The 24,863-nt window shown below is 47.2% G+C and carries 24 protein-coding genes; 6 read left to right on the forward strand and 18 right to left on the reverse strand.

Translation table 11 applies throughout. The annotated features are described in order from the left end of the window. Positions 1 to 37 precede the first annotated feature (37 nt). The 4 genes from AC3WTJ_RS24505 to AC3WTJ_RS24520 are packed head-to-tail and all read right to left on the reverse strand — an operon-like array spanning position 38 to position 4,292. Positions 38 to 853 carry a carbohydrate ABC transporter permease gene (locus tag AC3WTJ_RS24505; RefSeq protein ID WP_492524049.1) on the reverse strand — a complete coding sequence of 272 codons (816 nt, stop codon included), beginning with the start codon at positions 851 to 853 and terminating at the stop codon, positions 38 to 40. Positions 854 to 873: 20 nt separating this feature from the next. Continuing rightward, entirely contained in the window at positions 874 to 1,749 is an 876-nt protein-coding gene (locus AC3WTJ_RS24510; protein ID WP_492524050.1) for a carbohydrate ABC transporter permease, read from the reverse strand. Between the two features lies 1 nt (position 1,750). Further along, positions 1,751 to 3,052, reverse strand: a complete 1,302-nt coding sequence (locus tag AC3WTJ_RS24515) for an ABC transporter substrate-binding protein (protein WP_492524051.1) — start codon at positions 3,050 to 3,052, stop codon at positions 1,751 to 1,753. Positions 3,053 to 3,098: 46 nt separating this feature from the next. Continuing rightward, positions 3,099 to 4,292 carry an LLM class flavin-dependent oxidoreductase gene (locus AC3WTJ_RS24520; RefSeq protein WP_492524052.1) on the reverse strand — a complete coding sequence of 398 codons (1,194 nt, stop codon included), beginning with the start codon at positions 4,290 to 4,292 and terminating at the stop codon, positions 3,099 to 3,101. 244 nt (positions 4,293 to 4,536) lie between these two features. Between AC3WTJ_RS24520 and AC3WTJ_RS24525 the strand changes: the two genes are divergently transcribed. Continuing rightward, on the forward strand, positions 4,537 to 5,409 hold the full coding sequence (locus tag AC3WTJ_RS24525; protein WP_492524053.1) for an AraC family transcriptional regulator: 873 nt from the start codon (positions 4,537 to 4,539) through the stop codon (positions 5,407 to 5,409). A gap of 112 nt (positions 5,410 to 5,521) precedes the next feature. Beyond that, positions 5,522 to 5,716 carry a hypothetical protein gene (locus AC3WTJ_RS24530; RefSeq protein ID WP_157321866.1) on the forward strand — a complete coding sequence of 65 codons (195 nt, stop codon included), beginning with the start codon at positions 5,522 to 5,524 and terminating at the stop codon, positions 5,714 to 5,716. A gap of 361 nt (positions 5,717 to 6,077) precedes the next feature. Here the strand turns inward: AC3WTJ_RS24530 and AC3WTJ_RS24535 are convergent, their stop codons facing one another. The 7 genes from AC3WTJ_RS24535 to fucU form a co-directional block, all read right to left on the reverse strand. Further along, entirely contained in the window at positions 6,078 to 7,862 is a 1,785-nt protein-coding gene (locus AC3WTJ_RS24535) for a sensor histidine kinase (RefSeq protein ID WP_492524054.1), read from the reverse strand. A gap of 143 nt (positions 7,863 to 8,005) precedes the next feature. Then, positions 8,006 to 8,887 (reverse strand): carbohydrate ABC transporter permease, encoded by an 882-nt coding sequence (locus AC3WTJ_RS24540; RefSeq protein ID WP_492524055.1) that lies wholly within the window; start codon positions 8,885 to 8,887, stop codon positions 8,006 to 8,008. After that, positions 8,884 to 9,795, reverse strand: a complete 912-nt coding sequence (locus tag AC3WTJ_RS24545) for a carbohydrate ABC transporter permease (RefSeq protein ID WP_492524056.1) — start codon at positions 9,793 to 9,795, stop codon at positions 8,884 to 8,886. The genes AC3WTJ_RS24540 and AC3WTJ_RS24545 overlap by 4 nt, the downstream gene beginning before the upstream one ends. A gap of 66 nt (positions 9,796 to 9,861) precedes the next feature. Further along, positions 9,862 to 11,286 carry an ABC transporter substrate-binding protein gene (locus AC3WTJ_RS24550; RefSeq protein WP_492524057.1) on the reverse strand — a complete coding sequence of 475 codons (1,425 nt, stop codon included), beginning with the start codon at positions 11,284 to 11,286 and terminating at the stop codon, positions 9,862 to 9,864. A 112-nt stretch (positions 11,287 to 11,398) separates the two neighbouring features. After that, complete coding sequence (locus tag AC3WTJ_RS24555; protein WP_492524058.1) at positions 11,399 to 12,721, reverse strand: response regulator; 1,323 nt, start codon at positions 12,719 to 12,721, stop codon at positions 11,399 to 11,401. Between the two features lie 1,281 nt (positions 12,722 to 14,002). Further along, positions 14,003 to 15,793, reverse strand: coding sequence for an L-fucose isomerase (locus AC3WTJ_RS24560; protein WP_492524059.1), 1,791 nt, complete (start codon positions 15,791 to 15,793; stop codon positions 14,003 to 14,005). 83 nt (positions 15,794 to 15,876) lie between these two features. Beyond that, on the reverse strand, positions 15,877 to 16,302 hold the full coding sequence (gene fucU / locus AC3WTJ_RS24565) for an L-fucose mutarotase (protein ID WP_492524060.1): 426 nt from the start codon (positions 16,300 to 16,302) through the stop codon (positions 15,877 to 15,879). A 121-nt stretch (positions 16,303 to 16,423) separates the two neighbouring features. Here fucU and AC3WTJ_RS24570 point away from each other — a divergent pair, with 121 nt between their 5' ends. Together AC3WTJ_RS24570 and AC3WTJ_RS24575 are read left to right on the forward strand one after the other, a co-directional pair. Next, on the forward strand, positions 16,424 to 17,431 hold the full coding sequence (locus AC3WTJ_RS24570) for a LacI family DNA-binding transcriptional regulator (RefSeq protein WP_492524061.1): 1,008 nt from the start codon (positions 16,424 to 16,426) through the stop codon (positions 17,429 to 17,431). Positions 17,432 to 17,565: 134 nt separating this feature from the next. Continuing rightward, complete coding sequence (locus AC3WTJ_RS24575) at positions 17,566 to 17,877, forward strand: hypothetical protein (RefSeq protein WP_492524062.1); 312 nt, start codon at positions 17,566 to 17,568, stop codon at positions 17,875 to 17,877. 298 nt (positions 17,878 to 18,175) lie between these two features. Here AC3WTJ_RS24575 and AC3WTJ_RS24580 read toward each other — a convergent pair whose 3' ends face one another. The 7 genes from AC3WTJ_RS24580 to AC3WTJ_RS24610 all read right to left on the reverse strand — a co-directional run bounded on the left by AC3WTJ_RS24580 (position 18,176) and on the right by AC3WTJ_RS24610 (position 23,578). Next, on the reverse strand, positions 18,176 to 18,685 hold the full coding sequence (locus tag AC3WTJ_RS24580) for a hypothetical protein (RefSeq protein ID WP_492524063.1): 510 nt from the start codon (positions 18,683 to 18,685) through the stop codon (positions 18,176 to 18,178). An 87-nt stretch (positions 18,686 to 18,772) separates the two neighbouring features. Beyond that, positions 18,773 to 19,615 (reverse strand): SDR family oxidoreductase, encoded by an 843-nt coding sequence (locus AC3WTJ_RS24585; RefSeq protein ID WP_492524064.1) that lies wholly within the window; start codon positions 19,613 to 19,615, stop codon positions 18,773 to 18,775. Positions 19,616 to 19,804: 189 nt separating this feature from the next. Next, entirely contained in the window at positions 19,805 to 20,506 is a 702-nt protein-coding gene (locus AC3WTJ_RS24590) for a right-handed parallel beta-helix repeat-containing protein (RefSeq protein ID WP_492524065.1), read from the reverse strand. Positions 20,507 to 20,550: 44 nt separating this feature from the next. Next, on the reverse strand, positions 20,551 to 20,856 hold the full coding sequence (locus tag AC3WTJ_RS24595) for an AraC family transcriptional regulator (protein WP_492524066.1): 306 nt from the start codon (positions 20,854 to 20,856) through the stop codon (positions 20,551 to 20,553). A 300-nt stretch (positions 20,857 to 21,156) separates the two neighbouring features. Further along, positions 21,157 to 21,369, reverse strand: coding sequence for a twin-arginine translocase TatA/TatE family subunit (gene tatA, locus AC3WTJ_RS24600; RefSeq protein ID WP_127450046.1), 213 nt, complete (start codon positions 21,367 to 21,369; stop codon positions 21,157 to 21,159). Positions 21,370 to 21,389: 20 nt separating this feature from the next. Further along, a complete protein-coding gene (locus AC3WTJ_RS24605; protein WP_492524067.1) occupies positions 21,390 to 21,950 on the reverse strand; it encodes a RidA family protein in 561 nt (186 codons plus the stop codon). A gap of 20 nt (positions 21,951 to 21,970) precedes the next feature. Next, positions 21,971 to 23,578 carry a flavin monoamine oxidase family protein gene (locus tag AC3WTJ_RS24610; protein ID WP_492524068.1) on the reverse strand — a complete coding sequence of 536 codons (1,608 nt, stop codon included), beginning with the start codon at positions 23,576 to 23,578 and terminating at the stop codon, positions 21,971 to 21,973. A 231-nt stretch (positions 23,579 to 23,809) separates the two neighbouring features. Between AC3WTJ_RS24610 and AC3WTJ_RS24615 the strand changes: the two genes are divergently transcribed. Both AC3WTJ_RS24615 and tatC read left to right on the forward strand, forming a co-directional pair. Beyond that, positions 23,810 to 24,037 (forward strand): MerR family transcriptional regulator, encoded by a 228-nt coding sequence (locus AC3WTJ_RS24615; protein WP_492524302.1) that lies wholly within the window; start codon positions 23,810 to 23,812, stop codon positions 24,035 to 24,037. Positions 24,038 to 24,065: 28 nt separating this feature from the next. Continuing rightward, positions 24,066 to 24,824: a twin-arginine translocase subunit TatC gene (gene tatC / locus AC3WTJ_RS24620; RefSeq protein WP_492524069.1), complete on the forward strand. Its 759-nt coding sequence runs from the start codon at positions 24,066 to 24,068 to the stop codon at positions 24,822 to 24,824. Positions 24,825 to 24,863: the final 39 nt, after the last annotated feature.

A 24,863-nucleotide genomic window follows, 5' to 3' on the forward strand; every position in this document is an offset into this window, starting at 1 on the left:
CTTAGCGAAAAACTGAAAACTAACGGTTGCCATCCACTTATCCCTTCAACGACCCCGCCATCACGCCAGCTACAAAATAACGCTGCAGAAATAAAAACAGCACAACCATCGGCGCCGCTGTGATCACGACGCCCGTTAACAACATCGGGTAATCCGTCACGTATTCCCCTCGAAACTGCAGCATAGCAAGCGGAAGCGTGAGCTTCGACTTGCTGTTGATGAGCAGCATTGGAATGAGCAGATCATTCCATACCATGACGAACAAAAAGGTTGCCGTAGCGGCCAGTGAAGGCGCCGACAAAGGCAGGGCAATGCGCGAGTACAATGTCCACTCGCCGGCCCCATCGATGCTGCCGGCTTCCAGAATCTCTTTGCTCAATACCTGCATGAAACCTTTCAGCATGAAGACTGTCAAAGGCATCAGCATGGCAACAGATACAAGTATTAAGCCGTATAAGCTGTCCGACCAGCCAAGTTTGTGCGTGAGCGAATAGATGGGCAGCATGTTCACCTGAGACGGGACGATGAGTCCTGCAAGGAACAAAGCAAACAATATCGTTGCGAGTCTGCCACCCAATCGAAAAATCGCATAGGCGATCAAGCTGCCCAGCAGCAGCTCAATCAATACCGTGCCTAACGTCACTTCTACACTGTTCCAAAAATACTTGATAATCGTCTGGCCTTTGAACATGGACGTAAAGTTAGACACAGTGAACGGCTTCGGCCAGCCCAGCGGCGAAGCAAAAAAATGCTGCGTCGACTTAAACGACGAAATAAATACAAAATATAAAGGCGCTGCAATAATGACTGCATACAGCAGCAGCACAGCGCGACCAAACCATTTCATTCCCATATTGGTCAACCTCTTTTGGATTAATACGAAACACGGTCTGCACGCAGCGCTTTGAACTGCAGGACCGTCAAAACAGACAACAAAATAAGGAACAAAACAGAACCGGCAGAAGCCATGCCAAACGAATAGTTAGCAAAAGCCGTGTGATAAATGTAGGTTGTCAAAATCTCGGTCGCATAATTAGGTCCGCCGTCCGTCATGGTAAAGATTAGATCAAAAGCTTTAAACGACTGAATCGTCGTATAAGCAACAACAATCGTCGCTGACGGAGCCAGCAACGGCCAGGTTACTTTGCGGAACACTTTCCACCTGGTGCCCCCATCTATTTTCGCCGCCTCATATAACTCTTCCGGAATCGCATGCAGGCCGGCAATAAATACAATCATCATTTGCCCGGCATGCGCCCAGACTTGAACACCAGCTATGGCGTAGAGCGCGATTTTGACGCCGCCAATCCAATTTTGGCCCCATGCCCCAAGCCCAGTTTGGTTGAGCAAGGTATTAATTAATCCCAAGGAAGGATCGTACATAAACGACCAAATCAACCCCACCGCCACAGACGAGAGGATGGTCGGGAAAAAGTAAAGCGCGCGCAGGAGCACGTGAATTTTACTGTTTTTCACGAGCAGCATGGCTAGTGCCAAGGACACCAGCGTTTGCGCGATCACAACCGTCAGCATGAATTTCGTATTGTTCCAGAGCGCTTTCTGGAAGACGATGTTATGCAGCGTTTTGGCATAATTGTTCAACCCGACAAGCTGATAGGACGGCGATACGCCGTCCCAATCTGTAAACGAGTAAAACAATCCGGTTAATGTCGGCCCTACGAATAAAAACAAGTACAGCAGCGTTCCCGGCAGAAGGAACAGCCATAACACACGGCGATTATGGGTCATCTTATTTAACTAGATGCTGATCGATAATTGCTTGCGCTTCTTTCGCAGCATCCTGAGGCGATTTACCGCTGAGCACAGCCTGGATCGAATTCGTTACCGCCTTCTGATTATCAGCATTCGTGATGCTGAAGCGCGGCTGGAAGAGTGTTTTCTTTCCTGCCCACTCTGTCGCTACCTGAAGCTCAGGCGATGTGTACTGAACGTCTTTGACCGTTACATTTTGCCCCGTCTCATTCGCATACGTCCCCGCAATCTCCTTACGGCTCAAAAATTCAATGAATTTCTTGGCTTCAGCCGGATGCTTGGATTTGCTATTCACGGCTAGCATAAACGTACTAGTGTGGACACCTTCATATTTTGCCTGGTCAGCAGCAACTGTGATAGGAGCGAGCAGTTTTTGCTCCAAGTTCGGATTTTGCTTTTTGTTTTGGGCTAATTGATAGGATCCGCTGGCCAGAATGGCTGCTTTTTCTTGGATAAAAAGAGCCCCTGCTGCTGCATCCTTTGTGCCCAACGCATCAGGCTGGAGATAACCTTTGTCGTTAAGCTCCTTGAATTGCGTTAAGGTTTTGACCCAGAACTCGTCGGTTAATTTCGCTTGACCCGCTTCGACTTTAGTGAAAATATCGGCGCTTGGTTCATTGTTCATCACCATCGTATTCATAAATTGCCCCGGGCCGATATCCGCACCTGCAAAAGCGATTGGAATAATGCCGTTCTTTTTCAATGTTTCGCATAAAGCCAGAAAGCCTTCCCAGTCCTTCGGCGGGGTCAGATTAAACTTTTGGAACAGTTTGACGTTATAAATCGGATCGTTGTAAACCAGCTGATAGGGCACCGCCACTTGTTTACCGTCTTTTTTGCCCACTTGAATAAGGGTATCGTTATAATTGCTCAGAAATTTTTCCGAAGATAAATCCGTGAAAATACCTGCCTTGGATAACGCTTCGAACTGCGCGCCAGGGAACGTTGTGAACACGTCACCTACAGAACCGTCCGCCAGCTTGGCTTGCGCGGTGGATTGGTACTGCTCCGAGGGCATCGTTTGCATCTCGACCTTAATGTTCGGATTCTCAGCTTGGAATTTGGCAATAATGCCGTTCAAGGAATTCACGTCTTCTCCACGCCAATGCAAGAAGCTAATCGTTACAGGTTTGCCTGAAGCAGCAGTTGTCGCGCCAGCTCCGGTAGATGCTCCTGGTGTTGAAGCGGTGTCTGTATTCGATCCGCATGCTGCCGTAAGGATGGAGAGCAATGTGATCGTAGCAACGAGGAACCCGCTCTTTCTTTTATGTTTTTTCATGGAAAGACCTCCTGATTAAAAATGTTTCGTTACGATGTTGCTTGCTTTATGCGTTAGATGGCACTCCGGCCTCTTGCAGTTTCAATTGCCATTTCTCACGGAATAACGGAAGTGCAGCTTGACCAAATGTTTCTGCCTCCTCCAGATGAGGGTACCCGGAAAGGATGAATGATGAGACGCCTAATTCGGCGTATTCAACCAATCGATCCGCAACTTGATCGGCTGTGCCGACAAGGAGGATTGCACCACCGGAGCGGACAATGGATAAACCCGTCCACAAATTGGGTCCTACGACAAATTGTTGATCCTTCGAAAGCTCTCTCAAATCGTTCTGCCGCTGCTGATTGGTCGCATCTGTTTTGGCAAACGACGCTTGCGCTTGCGCAATCGCTTCTGGCGACACCTTGGAGATGCTCTCCCAAGCTGCTGCCCAAGCCTCTTCTTCCGTTTCACGAACGAGCACTTGCGCTCTCAGTCCGTAACGAAGAGGACGGTTCACTCCTGTTTCTGCCGTATACTCGGCCCGAACCGTTTCGATCTCACTGATCTGTTCACGAATCCAATCATGAGGTTCGCCCCACATCAAATACGCGTCGGCCACCTCAACAGCCAATCGCTTGGCAGCAGGCGAACTTCCTCCCAGGTAAAAAGGCGGATGCGGCTTTTGAACCGTTAACGGGGATGAAACGGGACGATTGAATTGATAATACTTCCCTTGGTAAAGCTGGCTTTTTTCCACCTGTTCATTCTTCGATACATCCGCAAACTCGGAAGCCGCGAGGACATCGGTTTGCGTCCAAGCTTGCTGCATCACTTCTACATACTCTCTAGCCCGCTCGTATCTTTCATCATGGGCATGTGCTAATGGATCCCCTAATTCTTCCAAATCCTGCACAGACGAGCCGGTTACGACGTTAATCATAGCCCGCCCTCCGGAAAGCACATCCAATGCCGCTCCCATCCGCGCTGCCAGTACAGGGGCCACCAGTCCGGGACGTACGGCAACTAACGGCCGCAAAGTCGTCGTATGGCTCATCACCGCTGAGCCCACCACCCAAGCGTCCAAGCAAGCGCCTCCGGTTGGAATCAGGACAAATTCAAATCCGGATCGTTCTGCCGTTTGGGCAACATCGATTAAATAATCTAACGTAGCTTCCCGCTCCGGGGCTACCCCAACATACTTACCATCACCGGATGTCGGCAAAAACCAACCAAACTCAATCTCTTTATGAAGTGTCATCTCAGGCTCTCCTGTCGACTTGATGTTATTATTTTGTTATTTCCAGTTGTCTGGTCAAAATCCTACAAAATAGGTAGGAATAGAATGTATTTGTATCATAACAACGAACCACGGGCGTGGTCAATGTCATTTCGTGTTATTTTCAACTTGTCAATTTGTGGCTTTTGGTCTTATGATGGAGTTGTCATTCTGCTTACTTCATGAAAGTTAATTGGGCTGGGCATGTGAAAAAGAGGTGTAGTCAATGAGGAAAAACATGCGTGAAGATCATCATGAGTATTTGGAGATTTACTATTTTACCCCTTCCGAATTTGAAAAAGCAGGCAATGTGTGGCCCATCCGCATCGGCCATAATATCGCAAAATCCAATTATCATATCGGTCCCAGGACGACGCCCTATTATTATTTGATTTTCGTGCTGGACGGCCAAGGGACATTTTATCAAAACAATCAGAATTTCCTACTGGGCAAAGGAGATATGTTTTGTTTATTTCCACAGGTGACGCATGAGTATGTGACCGTCGCGAGCAATCCGCTGCGTAAAATTTTCGTAGCTTTTGACGGGAAGCAGTCGCTTCATTTGTTGGAACGAATCGGGCTAAGCCCTCACTCGCCTCATCTCTCGGGCGCTGCAACCGAGCAAGCTCTAAGCCTGATGTGGGACTTCATAAGCGCAGTCAGCGAAGGAGAACGCCAAGCAACAGATCTGACGAGACTGAATCATCTGTATCGTGTTTTTGATTCATTATCAGGCATGCACAGGCCTGCGGCCAATCACGAAAATCGCTCCGTTACCTGGCTGCAGATGGGCCTCTCCTATATGCAAATCCATTATGCCGAAGGAATCACGGTACAGCGAGTATCGGATCATGTTGGCGTAGAAAGAACACATTTTACCAAACAATTCGGCAAAACGTACGGGGTCACCCCGATGGAGTACCTCCAAACCTTGAAAATGAATGAAGCCAAACTGCTACTGGAGCAAACGGCATACACACTTTCCGAAATTGCAAATTCCGTTGGCTATCCTGATTTATTTAGCTTTTCTAAAGCGTTTAAGAAGCAAATCGGGATGCCCCCAACCCTCTATAGGCAGCAAAATAGAAGCAATTCATGATATTTACATGAAATAAGCCAAGAATTGACAATATCTATCAATTTACACCTCTACCAAAAATCTGCGATTGATGATAGTTTAAGATATACATCAAAGCGAGGGAGAGATCAGAATGAGAACCATTTATGAGAATTACCGAGGCTTTAAGATTAGTAAAGAAGAAAGCACCTATAATGCTATCTCTTCAGACCATGTTATTTTTAGCCGCTGGCAGTTGAGTCAGGTCCTGGACACGGTCGATCAATATGTGGATATTACTGATCCCACTACATCAACGAATAGCGAGTTTGGTTTACCGCAAAACTAAACTTAAACATAGCCTCACGTGAAAGAACCTAGTGGTATTTTTATACCGCTAGGTTTTTTGCTTGTTAGATTTCAGATAATCTAGCGTAAATTTCCGCTTAGTTTTCAGTCAGAGGGAACTGGCGTCCGCTATTCTCGGGGAATTCAACCTATTTCCTCCCGAGCGGAACTACAGGGCTTTATTTCGCCTCCATGGCAAGATTTCCGGGTTAAAATAGCAAATAGCGGACGCTAGTTCCCTTCACAGTCGGAAAGCATGCCTTTTCCATGAAATAGAGGCCTGTAGTTCCCTGACGATAAGCGGTTGCACGACTGCATTTGTACCGAGCCAGGACTACTCCACCCGCAGTAGTTCCCAAGCCTCAGGCCGGAGGCTGCTTCCATTCGTTCTCATCAAGGATAGCCGGAATCTCAATCAAGGCACGCACGCCTTGATCCTCTCTGTGGCTGTAGCGCAAGCCGTAGCTGCTGCCAAAATGCAGCTGAATCCGCTTCTGAACGTTAATAATACCGAACCCGCGATTGTTTTCTTTGCCTTTTAAAATCGCATTCAGCATCTCAATATCCGCCTGCCGGTAACCGTTATCTTCCACGCTGATCATGACGAGACCACCCCGCACGCGCACCGTAATCCACAACTCCCCGTCTTGACTCATATGCTTGATGCCATGCAGGATGGCATTCTCAATAATTGGCTGCAAGATGACCTTCGGCACGAGATACTTTTTGGCCTCCTCCTCAATGTCCCAATGCACCTGAAAAGCGTACTCATAGCGGAACAATTGCAAGCGGACGTAGGCCTCCGCATGATTCATTTCCCCCATGACCGGAATCAACAGCTTTCCTTTACTTAACCCAATTCGCATAATTAGCGATAAGTCTTTAATCATTTCAGCGGATTCCGCCGCGCCTTCCATAAACGTATGCCAATAAACAGACTCCAGCGTGTTGTACAGGAGATGCGGATTAATTTGCGTATGAAGAATCGATAACTCGATTTCCTTATGTTTTAACTCCAGCTCATATTGATCATAAATCGTCTGATTCAAACGGTCGGTCATCCTGATAAAATGATTGCTGAGCAGCACGATCTCATTTTTACTCTCCGAATGCATGGAGATGGCGAGCGGCCTGCCTGGATGATAGGAATTGGTAATACGCGCCAGCCTCGAAATCGGCTTCAAAATCGATTGAATAAAGTAGATGCTGGCCAAAAATAAAATCAAGAAGTAAATAAACATAATCCAATCCACGAGACGCTGCACACTAATATGATCGATAATAATCGATTGAACAGGCACCCTCATGAGCAGTTTCGTGTTCGTAGCCTCACTTGTATGAAGCACATGCATGTACTCCACGCCGGCTACTTTCAGCTTATAAACACCCTCCACTTTATCCGCAGCTGCGGGCACTGTAGAGCCAATCTGGAATTTCTCCGTGTTGGTGGCGAGCACCGTATTTTCTTGGTCCAGCAGCATCACTTGCCCATCCGCATATTTATCAAAGGGCGAAAAATCCTGCTGCAAAGGCGTCTCAATGCCCGACACAAGCAAGTAACCGATGACCGTCTCTCCGTTATAAATGCTGTTAAGCTGCCGCAAATAAGCAACCGTTTTCACGTTATTCGGATTATAACCGAATTTATCTATGACGCGAAGTACCCCTTTCCCCTTTGCTTGACTCACCGATTTATACCAAGAGAGCGCATTCAAATCCGTCGCATAAAAGATCCCATTGTTTAAAATATCCGAATTCGGCACGAAGGAATATTGCTTATCGGTGTCCGAAAAGAACATGGAATAACGAATCGCATTCGTTGAATAATTGCTCAAATATTTATCCAGCGTCTTGAAGATTTCAAATCGCTCATATTCCGATGAGGAGGGGATGCTAGCGAGCTGTTGAATCTCCTGAGAGATCATGATTTTTTCCGTCTTTTCCTCAAAATCGCTGCTTTCCCGATCCAACGTTAAGTGGCTGCCCCGCACTAATTGCAGCAAGGCGTTGCCCACCTGCTCTTCTGTAATGGACTCCAGCTTTTTGGCGACAACCAGATCCAGAACCAATATCGGGATGACAACGAATAAGATGAGCAGGACGATCAGCTTTTTCATCAGATTCATATTACGCAGCATTTTTCGCATAAGGATTACCTTTCCTTTCCAGCCATTTCATCAGGTCATACTCCCGATATCCCTTGCTTTCACCTAGTTTCGCGATCTCAGAGACATTCTCCTTTAAGCAAAAGAAAACGCCACCAGAAATAGTTTCTGATGACGTTATTTGCTTATCCTTTTACGCCGGAAACTGAAATGCCACGAATAATAAATTTTTGAAAAACGAGGAAAAACACCACCGGCGGCAGCATCGCCATCGTCAGCACTGCGAAACGGACGCTCCACGGGATCACCGATGTCGAATAAACGACATACAGATAAATCCCGGTAGCCAAGGGATACATCCCTCTCTCCGACATCACGAGACTAGGCCAGTAGAAATCGTTCCACGTCGCCGAAAAGATTAACATCAACAGGGTACCGATAATCGGTGTTGAAAGCGGAACAGCAATCCGGATGAAGGAGCTGAATTCGGTTGCGCCATCTATCCTCGCCGCTTCCAGAATCTCTTTGTGAATGCCGTCAAAAAAGTTTTTGAGCAGCAGCATGAAATACGCATTTGCCGCAGCCGGCAGCCAGAACGCCCAGTAGGTATTCAGCATCCCGAGGCTTTTCAAATTGAGTAAGTTAGGCACAACGTACGTGGCCGGCGGGATGAGGAGCGTGGAAAAGAAAAACAGCGTCACCCATCGTTTAAAAGGAACTTTTAAGTGCGACAGCGCATATGCCGCTAATCCGATCAACAGTAGGGAAACGATCACATTGCCGACATAGATGAACACGGTATTTTTGAGAAATGTCAACAAGGGAAGATCGAATCCGGTAAAAGCATCCTTATAGTTGGTCCAAACCCAGCTCTCTGGGAAGAAGGTCGGAGGGAAAGCGAAAAATTCCTCCCTCGTTTTTAATGAACCGAAAAATGTATTGAAAAACGGGTACAGCATCGTTACACCCATAAAAAGCATCAACACCACCATAATGGTGTAGCCCGTGCGTACCGTGCCTTTTTTCATATCAAATCTGGAAATAATGCCGCGCTCTTCTTGCTTCATGCCTTCTCACCTCTACGCTGCAGCAAATTGTATAACACAGACAACAGGATTAAAACAAAAAACATTAAGCTGCCCATCGCGCTTGCTTTGCCAAAATCAAGATCCCGGAATGCCGTATGGTTGAGCCACAGCAGGTACGTCAACGTAGCATTGTTCGGCCCGCCATCGGTCATGGATAACTGCGCTTGGAAGCCCTGTGACGTTGTAATCACCTGCAGAAGCAGCAGGAGCAGCATCAAGGTTCGGATACTAGGCAAGGTGATGTAGCGGATTCGCTGCCACACGCTCGCCCCGTCAATCTCCGCCGCTTCGTAGATATCTCGTGGAATTCCTACGATAGCGGCGATATAGATGAGTGTAGCCGCCCCGAAGCTTTGCCACGTTTCCAGCAGAACGATGGAACCCATAGCGAGCTTAGGGCTGAAGAATTGCAGTTGAGGAAGCCCCAACGTTTGCAAAAAAGAGTTGATCGGACCTACTGCATCATAAAACCACTGCCACATGCCGTACAAAACGATAGCGGGAATCGCACTGGGCAAGTATCCGATAATGCGCGCTCCCCCCTGAAACCACTTTAATTCCGTGACTGCGATCGCAACGAGCGGTGGGACCCAGAAGCCGATCACGATACCCAGCGCCATATAATACAAGGTATTTTTGACAGATATCAGCAGAAGCTCATCCTGAAAAATACGAAGATAGTTTGCAAGGCCAATAAAATGATTGCCATCCACAAAATCAATATTGTAAAAGCTGTAGAAAATCCCTTTTATAATCGGCACCCACAAGAATATAATAAACAACACAATCTCCGGGATGATGAATAACGTTCCCCACAAATACCAATTAATCTTTTTCTTAACGGCGCTTGCCGCTGCGACAGGCTGTACACTTAGTTCTGCATCCATCTCCAACACTCCTTATGAAATCGGACCTAAACCGCAAAGGCAGCTTAGATCCGATTGTTCCGGTCGCTATTCGACTTTCACTTTATCAAAGACTTCCGTTTGCACTTTATTCGACGCATCTGCCAGAGCTTTTTTCAAATCTACATCTTTGGTTGTGAACACTTTTTGGATCACATTGGCCATCTCTGTGTAATACTTTTGCGCTTCATATTGGGCTTCCGGCTTACCGTCCCAGAGGCTGAGCAGCTGCGGATCGTATTTGAAGACGTTGTCATATTTCGCTAATAAGTCCGTGTATTTCTTACCGAAATCGGAGGAATCTTTCCAGTAGTTGATCGGCTGCGGAATGTAGACGCGGTTTTTCGTTTTACGGTCCTCGATCTCTTTTTTCGTGGAGTTCAAGAAATCGTCCGTGAAGTACTCATCCGTGATCCATTTAAAAGCCACAGTCTGCTGATCTTTGTCGCTCTTCGGATTGATCACGCGGTAGTTGCCGCCGAGAACGCCCGTATGTTTGCCGCCTTTGGTAAGCGCCGGCATCGGATATACCACCATATCCTCTTTGGAGATACCGCCTTCATTAATCGCAGCATCTGCGGCATTTCCGCTTCCGCACATGACCATCGCGCCGCGTCCTTGAGAGAATGCGCTTAGTGCATCCCCGTAACCGAGTGCCCAGTTTTGTGGAATCAAGTTTTCATCTTTCAGCTTTTTATAAAATTCAAGCGCTTTCAAACCTGCATCGGAATTGAAGATTCCTACGACTTTACCACCGTCGAGCTTCTGCACATCTCCGCCCGCTGCATAGAGGAAATTCGTCCAGTTCCAGCCCGCTTCAGGACCTTTGCCCATTGGAATAAAACCAGCAATACCTTTGGCCGGATCGTTGATTTTTCTCGCAGCGGCAAGAAGGTCATCCCACGTCCAATCCATAGGCGGCAGTTCCACGCCTTTCTCTTTGAACAATTTCTTGTTCAATGTAATCGTCATAACGTAGCCATCGATCGGCACTCCGTACGTTTTGCCATTCACAACGAACGGTTTGGAGAGGAGATCATTCATGTCTTTCGAGTGCTCCCAGGCGTTCATGGAATCGGTGATGTCCGCTACCCATTTCTTATCAACAAGCACTTTGCCTTCCGTTGCATACGTTGTGTATTCGGTCGGAGCGCTGTTTGAAGCCATTTTGATCCCGATTTCAAGCGGATTGTACTGCCAGTCGTCTTTCTTAAATTCAACGTTCGGATTTTTCGCTTTAAAACGGGCGATCCGCTGATCCAGTTGATCATTTTTCTCTTTTTGGTCCGGCTTGAAGCCTTGGGCGGTGATGGTCACCTTTTTGGCCGCAGGCGTTGCCGTAGAAGCGTTGGTTGCTCCCGTTGCGGCAGGACTCGCGCTTGGCGCGCTCGTTGTAGTGGATGATGTGCCGCATCCTGCCAAAAAGACCGTCAGGGCAATCGCCGTAATTGCGGATGTCTTCTTACCTCTCATATTTGGTTCCCCTTTCAAAATCATGTTAGTTACGTTTGCTGCTACAATTCCGATTATAAGGGGTATCCCGGCAGCCTTGCGATGTGCCTTGTTACGCTAATCATGTCGCATATTACGGTCCCGCCACTTTGATCTCCGAAATATTCATCCCGAAATGTTTTTTAAATATTTTGCTAAAATGCTCCGGCGATTCGTACCCGATTTCCTCCGAAATCTCATATCGGCGTTTATCTGTCGTGAGAATCAGCTGTTTCCCTTTTTCCATACGCAGCCCGGTCACATAATCCCAAATCCCCTGGCCCATCACTCTTTTAAACAAATAACTCAAGTAATTGGGACTCAAATGCACACTGTCTGCGATGTCCTGCAGCTTCAACCCTTTATCGCAAAAATGATGTTCAATATACGTTTTCGTCTCAAAAACAATGCGATTATTCGCTTCGTCCACTTGCGTGTTCGTTAAATTCTGCTCATTCGTCGTTTTGCCGATATCCTCTATGTAAAACATATAATGGTCTTTCTGCGTCTCTCCCCACATCAAGCTCTCCATCGCTTCTTGGTAGATGACGGGCCACTTGATGATGCCTTCCTGAATACGGCTGATGCCGATTTGGCATTTGACATTCACATATTTTTGCAAATTCGCATGAATCATTTGAGCGACCATCAGCATCTGATTAATACTGAGCGTTCCTTGTTTCTCTTCCTCAGGAATTTGCATCAACAAGGAAAACGTGGAATTATGCGTGTTAAAAACAAGATGGCTCCACTGGCTTGCGGTCTCTTCAATAATATTCAAAGCGGCGTACTTCAGAAGACTACGGTCCTTCAGCGTCGCAATCTCCTCATCTCTAATGCCGCCCCGGTTTAAAAATAACTTGATCACCAGCATGCTGTAATGGGTGCCGGACGCACGACTCCCGAGCTTCTCCCTAATATCGGGCACTTCGGATTCATGCACGGTTCCCGTGACAATCTCGCTCAAATAGTAGTTCATTTCCAGCGTCGTAATGTCCGCCAACGTACGATTGCCTTCCCAATTGGAAAAATGCTGCTGCCTTTCTTCCTTCTCCTTAAGCAGCTTCGCTGTTACTGCAATCAGGTGCGGCGGAGTAATCGGCTTCACCAAATATTCCTTGGCTCCGAAACGAATCGCCTTCTGGGCGTATTCAAACTCGCCATGAGCGGATAAAATGACAATCGGAATCGATGGATCTTCCATGAATATATTTTCAATTAATTCTATGCCGTTCATCTTTTCCATCTGTATGTCGGTAAACACGAGATCGATTTTCTCCAAATGGATGAAATCGAGCGCCTCAAACCCGTTATATGCAATAAAAACCTCGCCAACATCCAGCTTGGATTGCTTCAAAATGGTTGCTACACCTTTACAAATCATAGGTTCATCATCGACAACTAAAATATTTACCATAGTTCACCTCGGTATTCTTTTCATGCATCTTCTTCATTTTATTGTACAACAATTGGCTTTCCTATGGTTTTTATTACGTTTATTGTGTCGGATGTAACTATGTGAACCTTGCCATAAACCCTCGGGAGTCTGAGTACTGGAACCCTAAGTGCGGGAACCTAAGTGCGGGAATAAAATTGCCATAAACCCCTACGTTTGAGCACGGGGAGGGAATTGGATATGGGGTTCCAACCGTTTCTTGAAATCGTGTTTCTTTTGAATTTATATTTATGGTTTAAACACGATTTCAAATACGGGCGCTACGCTTTTCCACCCCATATCCATTCCCTTTTTGTTCTACTTGGAGTTGACTGCTGCTTATATGTCTTTTATACTTACTTGCTTACTTACTTACTTACTTACTTACTTACTTACTTACTTACTACTTCCGATGTCCGGCACCTTGCCTCAAAATCCTAGCACAACCATTACATCACTTCGCATCACATCGAACACCAAAGCAGCACCGACATAAGCAACTTATATGAAAGACTCATTTCTGTTCAGACCACACCATGAATCACTTATTACCAAACACTTTTCGCCATCTCCCATCCTTCCCCAATAGGCATCACTAGAACGCTGATGAAATCAGCATTCCTATGCGTTCACCCCTCCGAAAGTCGCAGATAGCTCGCTCTTAAACTAGCATAAACAATTGAGGGGCTCGATTGCCCCTCTTAAATATCTCTGCCGGCTCGGCCCAACCGCAGATGGGAACTACAGGGCGCTATTTCTGCGAAATGCGCCTTTTTCATAAAGAAGGGGAACTGTGGGGCGCTATTTCGAGGTTTTCGGCGGATATTCCGCCCAAGACCTTGAAATAGAGCCCTGTAGTTCCCCTGCAACAGCTCTATCGCCGCTTTTCTGCGAAATAGCGGCTTGCAGTTCCTCAAAGGTGGCTTCGAAGCCACCTTAGCTCTTTTCTTGAGGCTGCACGCCTCAAGATGCCTCACTTGAGCGTTGATTTCATCAGCGCTCACACACTTAACCCCTCCGAAAGTCGCAGATAGCTCGCTCTTAAACTAACATAAACAAATGAGAGAGCCGATTGCTCCCTCTCAAATAACCCCACCGGCCAAGCCCAGCCGCAGACGCCCAGTCTCTCCCCAAACACCAATAAACCCGCCCCCATCAAATACCGATGAGAACGGGTTTTCTGCTGCTGGCCCCGAAATCGACGGCCAGCATATTCTAAGGATGTGCACTAAGTGCACTAACGAGGCGGCAACTCAATTCCTCCTACTTGTACAAAGGACCAAAAGAGCTGCAAGCCCTGAAATCCGCACCTTCCGGATCGGACGTTCCAAAATTGCTCCAAACACGCGGGCGGAAGATTTGCTCTTTGGCCACGTTATGCATAGAAACCGGAATTCTCAAAATCGCCGCTAACGTGATCAAATCTGCGCCAATGTGGCCGTAGCTGATGGAACCATGGTTCGAACCCCAGTTATCCATAACCGAGTACACATCCGTGAATGACCCTTCACCTGTCAAAATCGGAGCAAACCAAGTTGTCGGCCATGTTGAATCCGTACGATCGTCCAATGTCTTATGAACATCTTCAGGCAGATCCACGGAGTAACCTTCGGCCAATTGCAGGACAGGTCCCAAGCCCTTCACAAGGTTGATTCGGGACATCGTTACTGGCATTCCACCTTTGGTAAGGAAGTCTGACGAGTACCCGCCTCCGCGGAAATATTCGAGGGAAGCCGGGCGCCAAGATGTCGCTTTCAGACATTTGCCCACTTCTTCATCGGTAATTTCCCAATAAGGTTTCATGGCAGGCTGACCGTCACGCGACTGCTCACCTGTACCGTCGAGTGCTGCTGGACCCGAGTTGATTAAGTGAAGAATGCCGTCCTTTGCCGCCCCGCTTAATGTGTGCCCCGTCACCCGTTTAACGGAGTCAGGACTCCAGTATGTTCTTACATCTGCAAAAATTTGCGCCGTGTTCGTCAAAAGATTACCGAAAAGCATCGCAACCCCGTTAAGGCTGTCGTTTTCGGTAGCAACCAAATACGGCGCGCGTTTGCCGTTCCAGTCAAAGGATGTGTTCAAGATCGCTTCCATGAAGTCGCCGTTCGGGAAATGATCCGTCCAGTGGCGTTGGCCTTGGAAGCCGGAAAGGATTGCGTTGTGACCAAGCGCTTCTTCTCCAAATTCAAGATCGGCCAGGCGCGGATTGCCTATCATTAAGTCCCTGACGATCATGGACATTTTCACAACAGTCTCCCAGTCTTGATCTTTTCTTTCACGTGTTGTTTGGATGGCGGTTGGATTATTATCCGGCCCTTCTGCGCAATTCTCTTTAACCCAGTTTAGCGCCAATTGATACTCTTCTGGATCAAAAATTTCCTCCTCTATGCGGCGAACCAGCTCCGACATATCGACATACTCGTTGCGCATACCCAGGTAGTTTTGAAATAACTCCTCATTCACGATCGAACCCGCAATCCCCATGGAAACGGAGCCAATCGCCAAGTACGATTTGCCTTTCATGTAAGCGGCTGCAAGACCGGCCTTAGAAAAACGGAGCAATTTCTCCTGAACGTCTTGAGGAATGTCCGCTGAACCGGCATCCTGCACATCTTTCCCGTAAATACCGAAGGCAGGAATCCCTTTTTGTGCGTGACCGGACAAAACTGCCGCCAAATAAACAGCGCCGGGACGCTCTGTACCGTTAAAGCCCCAGATCGCTTTCGGTGTGGACGGATCCATATCCATTGTTTCTGTTCCGTAGCACCAACAAGGAGTAACCGTAATAGACACGCCTACGCCGGATTTCGAGAATTTGTTGGCTGCGGCTGCCGCTTCCGCTACCCCGCCAATGCAAGTGTCCGCGATGACACATTCAACAGGTTCGCCATTTGGATATTTCAAAGTTTCGCTCAATAGTGCCGCTACGGCTTTGGCCATGTTCATCGTTATTTCTTCCAGAGATTCGCGAATCCCTTTTCTTCTGCCGTCAATCGCTGGTCTGATCCCGATCTTCGGGAAATCCTGGTTCCATCTATGATTGCTGTTTGCCATGTTTTTAACCTCCTCAGTAATGGGTTATTGAGATTTATATGGTTCTATCGCATGTCAACTTTTAGGGTTATCGATAATTCAAATTACGAGCTAATGACACCTTTTTTCAAAATAACATTGGCGTATAAAGCTTTCTCGCTTGTTGCTACAATGGCATAAGCTTTCTTGGCTCTTTCATAAAAAGCAAAGCGCTCAACATACTCAATCTCCGGTTTCATGTGCTTTTGAATGATTTCTTCGTATACGCCCCAGATCGGCGTTTCCACTTGATCACCGGGGACAACGGCCATTAAAGCTACCGGCTGTTCACAGTATGTATCCAGAGGGAACAGTGATAAAACCGCTTCCAACAAATCCGGAACGCCATGGCCGTCGCAGCGAAGCAGACGATTCGCATGGCTTGCTGCCGGAAAGTTTCCATCCGCAAAAATAATCTCATCGCCATGGCCCATCTCCATCAACACCTTCAATAACTCAGGTGACAAAATAGGCGGTATTCCTTTTAGCATATTCAAGCCCTCCTCTAAAAATATGTGTTATCGATAACTCAAAATTAGCAACTTTAAACCTTGCTGTCAATCTTTAATTTCTATACAATAGACAAATACATGAATGAAAAGGTGACGCTATTTGATTACAATTTATGATATCGCTGAAAAAGCCGGTGTTTCCGCCATGACCGTTTCCCGAGTTATCAATAACACGGGCCGCATCAGCGAAGCCACGCGCAAGCGTGTGAAGAAGGTTATGGAAGAACTTCACTATATTCCAAATTCAATGGCTCGCAGCCTCGTCCTTCAAAAGACGAAAATTCTGTCACTACTCATAACAGATATTACGAACCCGTTTTATACAACACTCGCCCGCGGGGCTGAGGATGCCGCACTTCGAGCCGGTTACCGGCTGTTGTTCGCAAATAGCGATGAGGACTACGCCAAGGAGAAAGGTTATGTCGATATGATGTTGTCTACCCGTGTGGACGGCGTCCTGTTCGCCCCTACCGGGGATCACTCGCTCGAGAATTTGCTGCAGCTGCAAAAACATAACATTCCTTTCGTCGTACTCGACCGTGAAATTCCGGGCATTGAAGCGGATCTCGTGCTTGGGGACAGCAAAGAAGGCGCAAGAAAGCTCGTAGAGCACTTGATTGAGCTCGGGCATCGTCGGATCGCCATGATTAACGGTTCCCCTGATGTATCTACCGCTCGTCTACGATATACAGGCTATCGCGAAGCACATCTACTCAGTGGGCTTGCTGTCGAGGATTCGCTCGTGATTCACCGAAATTTTCGGGATTTTCAAGATGAATCGGCGCTTGATGCGCTGATCCATCACGAGAATCCGCCTACCGCCATTTTTGCAGCCAACAACATGCTGGCCATAGGCGCCATTCAAGCCCTGAGAAAACGCGGCCTACAGGTTCCTAGCGATCTCTCGGTCGTTTGCTTCGATGGTTTCGGCCCCACGGATGCCTTAAATCCTTTTTTGACCGTAGCTTCACAGCCGGCCTATCAATTCGGCGCACTAGGCATGCAGCTGCTCATTGAGCGCATTGAAGGTGAAACAACGCTGGAGCATCGGAAGATGATCCTGCCTTCGGAGCTGCTCATTCGTTCATCTACGCAAGCTTTGGCGTGAGGCATCTGGTACGATGAGAAGCATCGCTACATGTGCACACGGTTCGCTGCCGCACTCCGCGACTATGTAAAATATCACCGCGTACTCTTACGCCTCACACCCAGCAAAATTCACAGGTTATTAAAGGAGATCCCATGAATCCAAACGTTAAAGAAGCCCTGCAAACAACTATCGACAACTGGAACGCCATGTCAGCCTCGCGTAACGATGAGCAGGAAGCGGTCGCTGACCAATTCCAGTCCTCTTTTTACCTATTCATCGATGTTTTCCGTGAATGGGTCCAAGCATTAGAGCCGCGGCCGTTATCCATCGACGATCTGATGAATTTGGAGATGGTGCAGGACATCCTTGTTGTCCTCCCCGCGCCGCTCCACCTCAACTTTGAGACAGAAGCCGAGTTGATCATGGATAATGTCCTCCGAGTTGACGATGATAAATATGATTAAACCCGGCATCCGCTTGAGTACGGCGGCCAACATTTAACGGAACTACAAGACGCTATTCTCTGACAAACAGGCGATTTAGCAGCAGAAGCGGAACTACAGGGCCTTATTCCAGCGAATTCACCCCATTTTATCCAAAAACCTTAAAATAGTGCCCCACAGTTCCCTTACAATGTCTCAAATGGCCAATTACATCGAATATAGCGCCCTGGAGTTCCGTTATCTCCCTCATCTGCACGGCAAACAAAAAAAAGCTGTCTCCAAAGGTCCATCAGACCCAAGAAGACAGCTTCATTCATGCCTATACCGTTTTATCCACAAAAGCAACTTGATTCTGCTCAGCAAATTTCTTCAATCTGCCCGCCATGGCCGCCACATCAAAACGATTCAACGTTCTGTTGTACACCCAACGCGGGGACTTGCCTTTCAGATGAATAATCACCTGTCCTGGCGCATATACGATCTCGTTAATGTTATCCGCGCCCAGTACCAGCTCTCTGGCAAATCCACGCTTTGACAAGCTCGTCTTGCTCACCTTCAGATAAGGTCTGCGAATGAAATAAACGAACAAACCTACTACCATGTATGCGCAAGTTGTGTACCAATACATGGTGTCCCCACTCGTTTTAGTCAAAGTTAACAATAGAAAGACGGAAATCAGAACGAAAAACAAAGCTAACATAATGCTTCTGCCCTTAAATACTTCAGCCCGATCAGGATCCGTAGAAATAGGGGCAATCCCTCTTTTGGACCTATCCTTATTGATTTTCTTAGCATTTTTACTGACCATTCGTTCCCACTTGCGAGACATTCATTTCACTCCTTGATTTTCTGCGTTCTGGACTCCCTGTCACTGTTGCTATCCCTATCACTACCTCTACCGCTACCACCGACATTGTTATTTCAACAATCGATGTAAGAGGCCTTCATACCATTTCCATGGCAAAAAACTCCTAGCCCAAAGCCCCATCTGCACACCGCGGCCAAGCGGATAACGAAGTTTCGCTCCCGGCTTGTCCACCAGCCGCGCGATTGCGTCTGCAACTTCCTGCGGATCGGGTGCGGTCATGGCCGCTTTCCGCGAATACGCCAGCACCTTGCCGAGCTGCTGCCAGTATGGCGATGTTTCCGTCGTATGAATAGCTTCGAAACCTTTTCGCCAAATCTCCGTGCGGTAGGCTCCCGGTTCAACCAGATGTACACGAATGCCAAACGGCAGCATTTCCAAACGAAGGGATTCGCTAAAGCCCTCGATTGCGAACTTGGATGTGCTATACGGTGCGTACCCGGGAAAGGCCGACATTCCACTCACACTGCTCACATTGACGATACAGCCTGATTGGTTAGCGCGCATGATCGGTAAAACGGCCTTGGTCGTCGCAATGACCCCAAACACATTGGTTTCCAATTGGGACCGCCAGGCTTCCATCGGTACATCTTCCACATAGCCGCCAACAGCGAAGCCGGCATTGTTAATCAGCACATCGATTCGTCCATACTTCTTCATGATAGCAGAAACAGCCTCTTCAATCGATGTCTGAATCGTTACATCTAAGCGCATAGTATCGATGGATGAGTTTACGCCTGTCTTTTCAGCTTGCAGCAGCAAAGAATCACTCCTGCTCAAGTCCCTCATCGTCGCAATCACATGGTACCCTTTTTGAGCCAGCGTAATTGACGTTAACAAGCCGAAACCGCTGGATGCACCTGTCACCAGTGCGATTCCACGTGTACTTCCCATCTCCGCCACCACCCCCTCATCTAGCAATCACTACCCTACATAATCCCACACAAACCTCACAATGTCGATATTCAAAAGTGATTCAGCGAGAGCAATTATTCTCTTGCATGCCCATAACGCAAGCATTTTAATCCCTCTTCCCTTCAAACAAAAAGAAGCCCCACAACAGGGACTTCTCCTTCTTCACTATCATTTATTCACATTGGAGTTATACAAGTTGCCTCCGCCCGTCCGGGTGTCATTCTGAGCCGTCGTCCCCGTAGCAGCGCTCGTCGCATAAACTACATAGCCTGTTGAGCTATCCAAATTCACCGTGTTATTGTTAAAAGCATTATTCGTACCTGTCGCATACTCCGTGCCATGGGTACGAACTTGGAAGGCATCCAACACGTTGGCATTACCGTTTCTGTACCCTTGATTATAGCGTACGATTGTATTTACACCTTTGATATCGATAAAACTGTCGGCACTGTTCGCTCCGCTAATGCCGGTACCGTTGAACGTACAGCACTCGATAATCGTACCGCTGGCCCCTTCTTTTACGTCAATATGCTCAGCGGTAATCCCACCGTCAAAATTCGTGTGAGAGATCACATTTCCCGTCACAACATGCTCATAATCCGAGCTGGAATCCGAACCTACATAAGCTCCTTCACCGTAACCCGCTTGGTATTTGCCGGTATCATAGATCAAAGAATACTCCAGTGTGTTGTTCGAGCTGCCGTCACGGAAATACACACCTTCGTCCCCAACATAATGAACTTCAACATTGTTAAGCAGATTGCGGTTTCCGTTGTCAATGATGATTCCTTTTTGAGCATCTGTAATTTCAATATCGCGAATTTGCCAGTAATCACCTGTCAGGTGAATGCCATAGGAACCATCGTTCACATTCACGCCTTTGAGGATTGCAGGGTTTGCAGCATCGCAGCTTTTCAAGATAATCGGATTGGCAGATGTCCCGCTTTTACCTGAGTAGAATAACCCTTGACCGCCTGGGTCGCCGGCTGCAGACGGTAGGTCTTCGGAGTGATCCCCAGCACTGTTTTAAATACTCGGCAGAAATAAGACCCATTCAGAAAGCCGACCTCCTGCGCGATGATACCGGCGCTATACAGCTTTTTCCTGACATGCTCAATCCCCTGAAGAATAGCTAAAAGCGATAAAACGAACTCTTCTTCCTGTTTATGAAGGAGCGTACGCGCCAGTTTCTCGTGAAGCCGCTCAAATAAAGCTGCCACATGCTGCTGCTCCCCAATAGCCTGACATTGTAATGACTGCTTCCAGAGATCTTGTAATGGTTCAAGTGAAATGGTTCTTTCCTCACATCAACATTCGTGCTTAGCTTCAATCGCGATCCCTCCAAATGATGGAATGAAATGGCAGCCTTTTGCGTGAGCACACTATATCACATCCAGCCTTCCTGCAATTGTGTAAAACCTAGGTTTGCCAGTGTTTTTTATAGGCAAAAAAACCTGCACTTGCTCCCTCGCAAATAAGGAGGATCGCAGGTACAGGTTTCTTGTTTTCACGCCGTCAGATTAAGCTTTTGCTTTATCAAGCAGCTTATCATCCTTCTCGATGTGGTCAGCTGTTTCTTTGCCTTCGGAAACAAGCTCCCTCGCCGAACTCTTAAACTCATGCAGCGTACGTCCAACAGCGCGCCCAAGCTCCGGAAGCTTGGAAGGCCCGAATAGCACCAGCACAACAACTAAGATTAACATAAGGCCTGGAAACCCGATATTTTGCAGCATAGATCTTCAACTCCGTTTCATTAGTCTTGGTTATGATGTTTCGGATACACCGCTACCGCTTCGATTTCGATCAACCAGTCAGAGCTGACAAGGCCTGCCACGCCTACTGTGGAACGCGCCGGTTTAACGGGATTGGCTTCCGTGCCGAAGAATTGGGCATAAGCATCGAACCACCCTTGATAGTCAAACTTGTTCTCTTTGGCGGAATCAGCTGTCACATAGACTCGCAGATAAGCGACATCGGCAAGCGTCAAGCCTTTCTCCTTCAATTGCTTTTCAATTTCCTTCAAAATACCGATACCTTGCGTTTTGGTATCTCCGTAACGCTCATAGACGGTCTTGCCATCCTTATTAATAACCGGCGGCACGGTACCGCTTGTAAACAAATAGGAAGAGCCGGCCGGGACGGATACGCCCGCAGAAATCGACGAGCTCGGATTACCGTAGAACTCGACTTCATTAATAGGCTCCGCTGCGTATTTATTAGTCTTCTCAGCTCCTGCTGCATAAGCGCTAACACAAATGAGGCATGAACCTATGGTGGCAGCTGCTATGGTTTTCACTTTTTTAGTTAAGATCATCGTTCATCACTCCTCTTTGTCTACTCTTTCATGACGCGCTCATGAATCTCGGTGACCACTTTTCTTGCAGATTCGATAGCCCCTGCTTGCCAAGCGGTAATATAGCTGATGTGCTCTCCCGCCAAATAAATGCGGCCGTCCGGCTTACATAACGTCGGATAGTAAGTTTTACGATCATCCGCCGTATAGGACGCCCATCCGCCCAGATTATACTTGATCTTCTTCCAGTCAATGGAGAACGAAGCTTCAAACTCTTTATAATATTGCGGATGGATTTTGGCGCCTTGGCTTAATGCATAATCTTCGCGCTGGGCCGGCGTCATTTTGCCGAGTTTATCCGCATTTCCGCCGAAGGCGTAGTAACCGAGCAGAAGCCCTTTTTTCGCAAAATAGTCGGTAGGCGGGTAATAAATGCTGGAAATATCCATATTCGTCAATGTACTTCCGCCGTAGATGAATTCATCTTCCTCCCAGAAGCGGCGTTTGAATTGAAGACCGATTTTACCTGCAGATGCGTAAGCAATCTTCGAAATCGCCGTCCTCATTTCAGCGGAGAAATCAGCCTTAATATTAGTGAGAACAGGCAGCGGAATCGTACAAATACAGAAGTCTCCTGAAATCTCTTTACCCGCACCCGTGTTCAAATCCTTGTACAGAATGGTTACGCCGTCAGACGATTGTTTAATTTCTTGCACTTCGGAATGGAAGACAATTTTGTCGCTGACACGCTTCTCGAAAGCTTTGGCAATCATATCCATCCCGCCAACCGGGTGGAACATCATCATTTGTTGATCATAGGAATATTCACTGCTAAAAAATTGCCCAAAACCGGAATTAATGATGGCCTTTAAGCTAAAAGGGTCTTTCCGAACGCCGGAGTCGAATTTACCGCCCGGTTCCTCGGTGTAGCCGGCCCGCTCCGAGCCTTTGTAGAACAGATCCGCATTCAGATCTCCCTCGGATTTCAAGTATGCGACGAGCTTCGCTTTCTCTTCTGTTGTTAGTGGAAGATCCAGCGCCTTCTGATTCACTGCCTTCGCCAACATTTCTGCAACATACCCTCTTACATCCGCTTTCGCCTGGCGCTTTGGAATTTTCACACCCGATAGTTCGCCAACATTTTCATTGTAATAGTAGCCACTTTCGTTCACATTGTTAAAAGGCTCGATTGCTACGCCGAATTTACGGGCATAATCCAAAGTTACATGAAACTGTGGAATCCGCATTGGTCCTGCGTTAAAATACATGCCATTATCAAAGCGGGCCACTTGCTTGGTACCGCCAATTTCCGTGACCGACGTTCCTCGGCGAACCGACCACGCTCTACCACCCGCACGAGCTCTAGCTTCTAGAATGGTGCATTGATACCCCGCATTTCCTAGTTCATAGGCAGCTGTTAAACCTGCAATCCCTCCGCCTAAAATGATGACTTTCTTACCATTACGATTGGTAGATGTGAGATCCCAGCCTGAGGGAGGCGTATAGTCGGCTGCTTTCATTGTCTCTGGGGATAACAAACCTAATGTACCCATTACACTGAAAAGTGCGGCTGACCCTCCTACTTTTCCGACTGTGGTCAAAAATTGTCTACGTGTAATTTGATCTTCTTTGATCGGTGTCTTCTCCATGCTCCCATCTCCTCGTTCGTGTTTGGATAAACCGCACCTTAAACATACCAATGGAAAATGGTTTCGTCATTAGTTTATGTAAGATAACATTACATAAATTAAACTTATACTAGGATAAAAAGGGGTTATTTGATCTACTTTTGCCGAAATGATAGAGTTTACTTATGTTTACGTCACTTACATGTTAGTTTAACTTACATAATTGGAGGTTGGATAACGATGATAACGAAGATGACGCAAAAGAAAGTAATACAAATCGGAGTGGTCAGTGAATTAACCGGATTATCAGAAAGGCAAATTCGCTACTACGAGGATCGGAAGCTTATTTTCCCGGAGAGGAGCAAAGGCGGCGTTCGCAAATATTCGTTCGAGGATATTCAGATAATTATGGACATTCATACGAAAATGTCGGACGGCTTCCACACCCTTGAGCTCAAGCGCATGCTGGCAGGTTCGTAAGGCAAACTGAGAGTTGGAGGCGCCTTCTATGCAACTAAAAGAAATGATGTCATTAGTTGACCATTTATCCGAACTCCGTACCCGCATCATTCGAATTTTGGTCGTGCTGGTTCTTACTATGATCGGCGGCTTTTTCGCAGCACAGAAAATTCTCCTTTATTTTAAAGAGACACCACCGGCATCTACTATGAGTTGGCATGTGTTCTCTCCCATGGACGGCATTCGCATCTATATGATGATCGCTTTCGTCATTTCGCTTACGATCACGCTGCCTTTTATCCTTTTTCAATTATGGGGCTTCGTGAAAGAAGGTCTTACGAAGGAAGAACAAAGCGCAACGCTTCGCTATATCCCTTATACGTTTCTCTGCTTTATCATCGGCCTTTCCTTTGCTTACTTCGTCGTTTTCCCGATGTGTATGACATTTACTGTGCGCATCACGGAAAACCTTGGTTTAACCCAAACGTATGGCGTCGCTCAATATTTCGGCTTTATGCTGAACATCGTGCTCCCTTTATCCATTGCATTCGAATTGCCGATCGTCGTGATGTTCCTGACGCGAATCAAGCTGCTCAATCCGAAGCTGCTGCACAAATTTCGCCGGTACGCCTACCTCGTTCTCGTCATCACGGCCAGCCTCATTTCACCGCCTGATCTTATTTCACACCTGATGGTCGCCGTACCCTTATTTGCTTTATATGAAATCAGCGTCGTGCTCTCCCGCTTCGTGTTTAACGCGCAAATCCGCGAAAGCAGCAAACTAAGCGCAGAACTTCCTTCTTATTAAAATAGGCCTTCATTATCATTGCCTTCCCTTGATGTATGG

The sequence above is a fragment of the Paenibacillus sp. FW101-FHT12H11 genome (genome assembly GCF_058790355.1).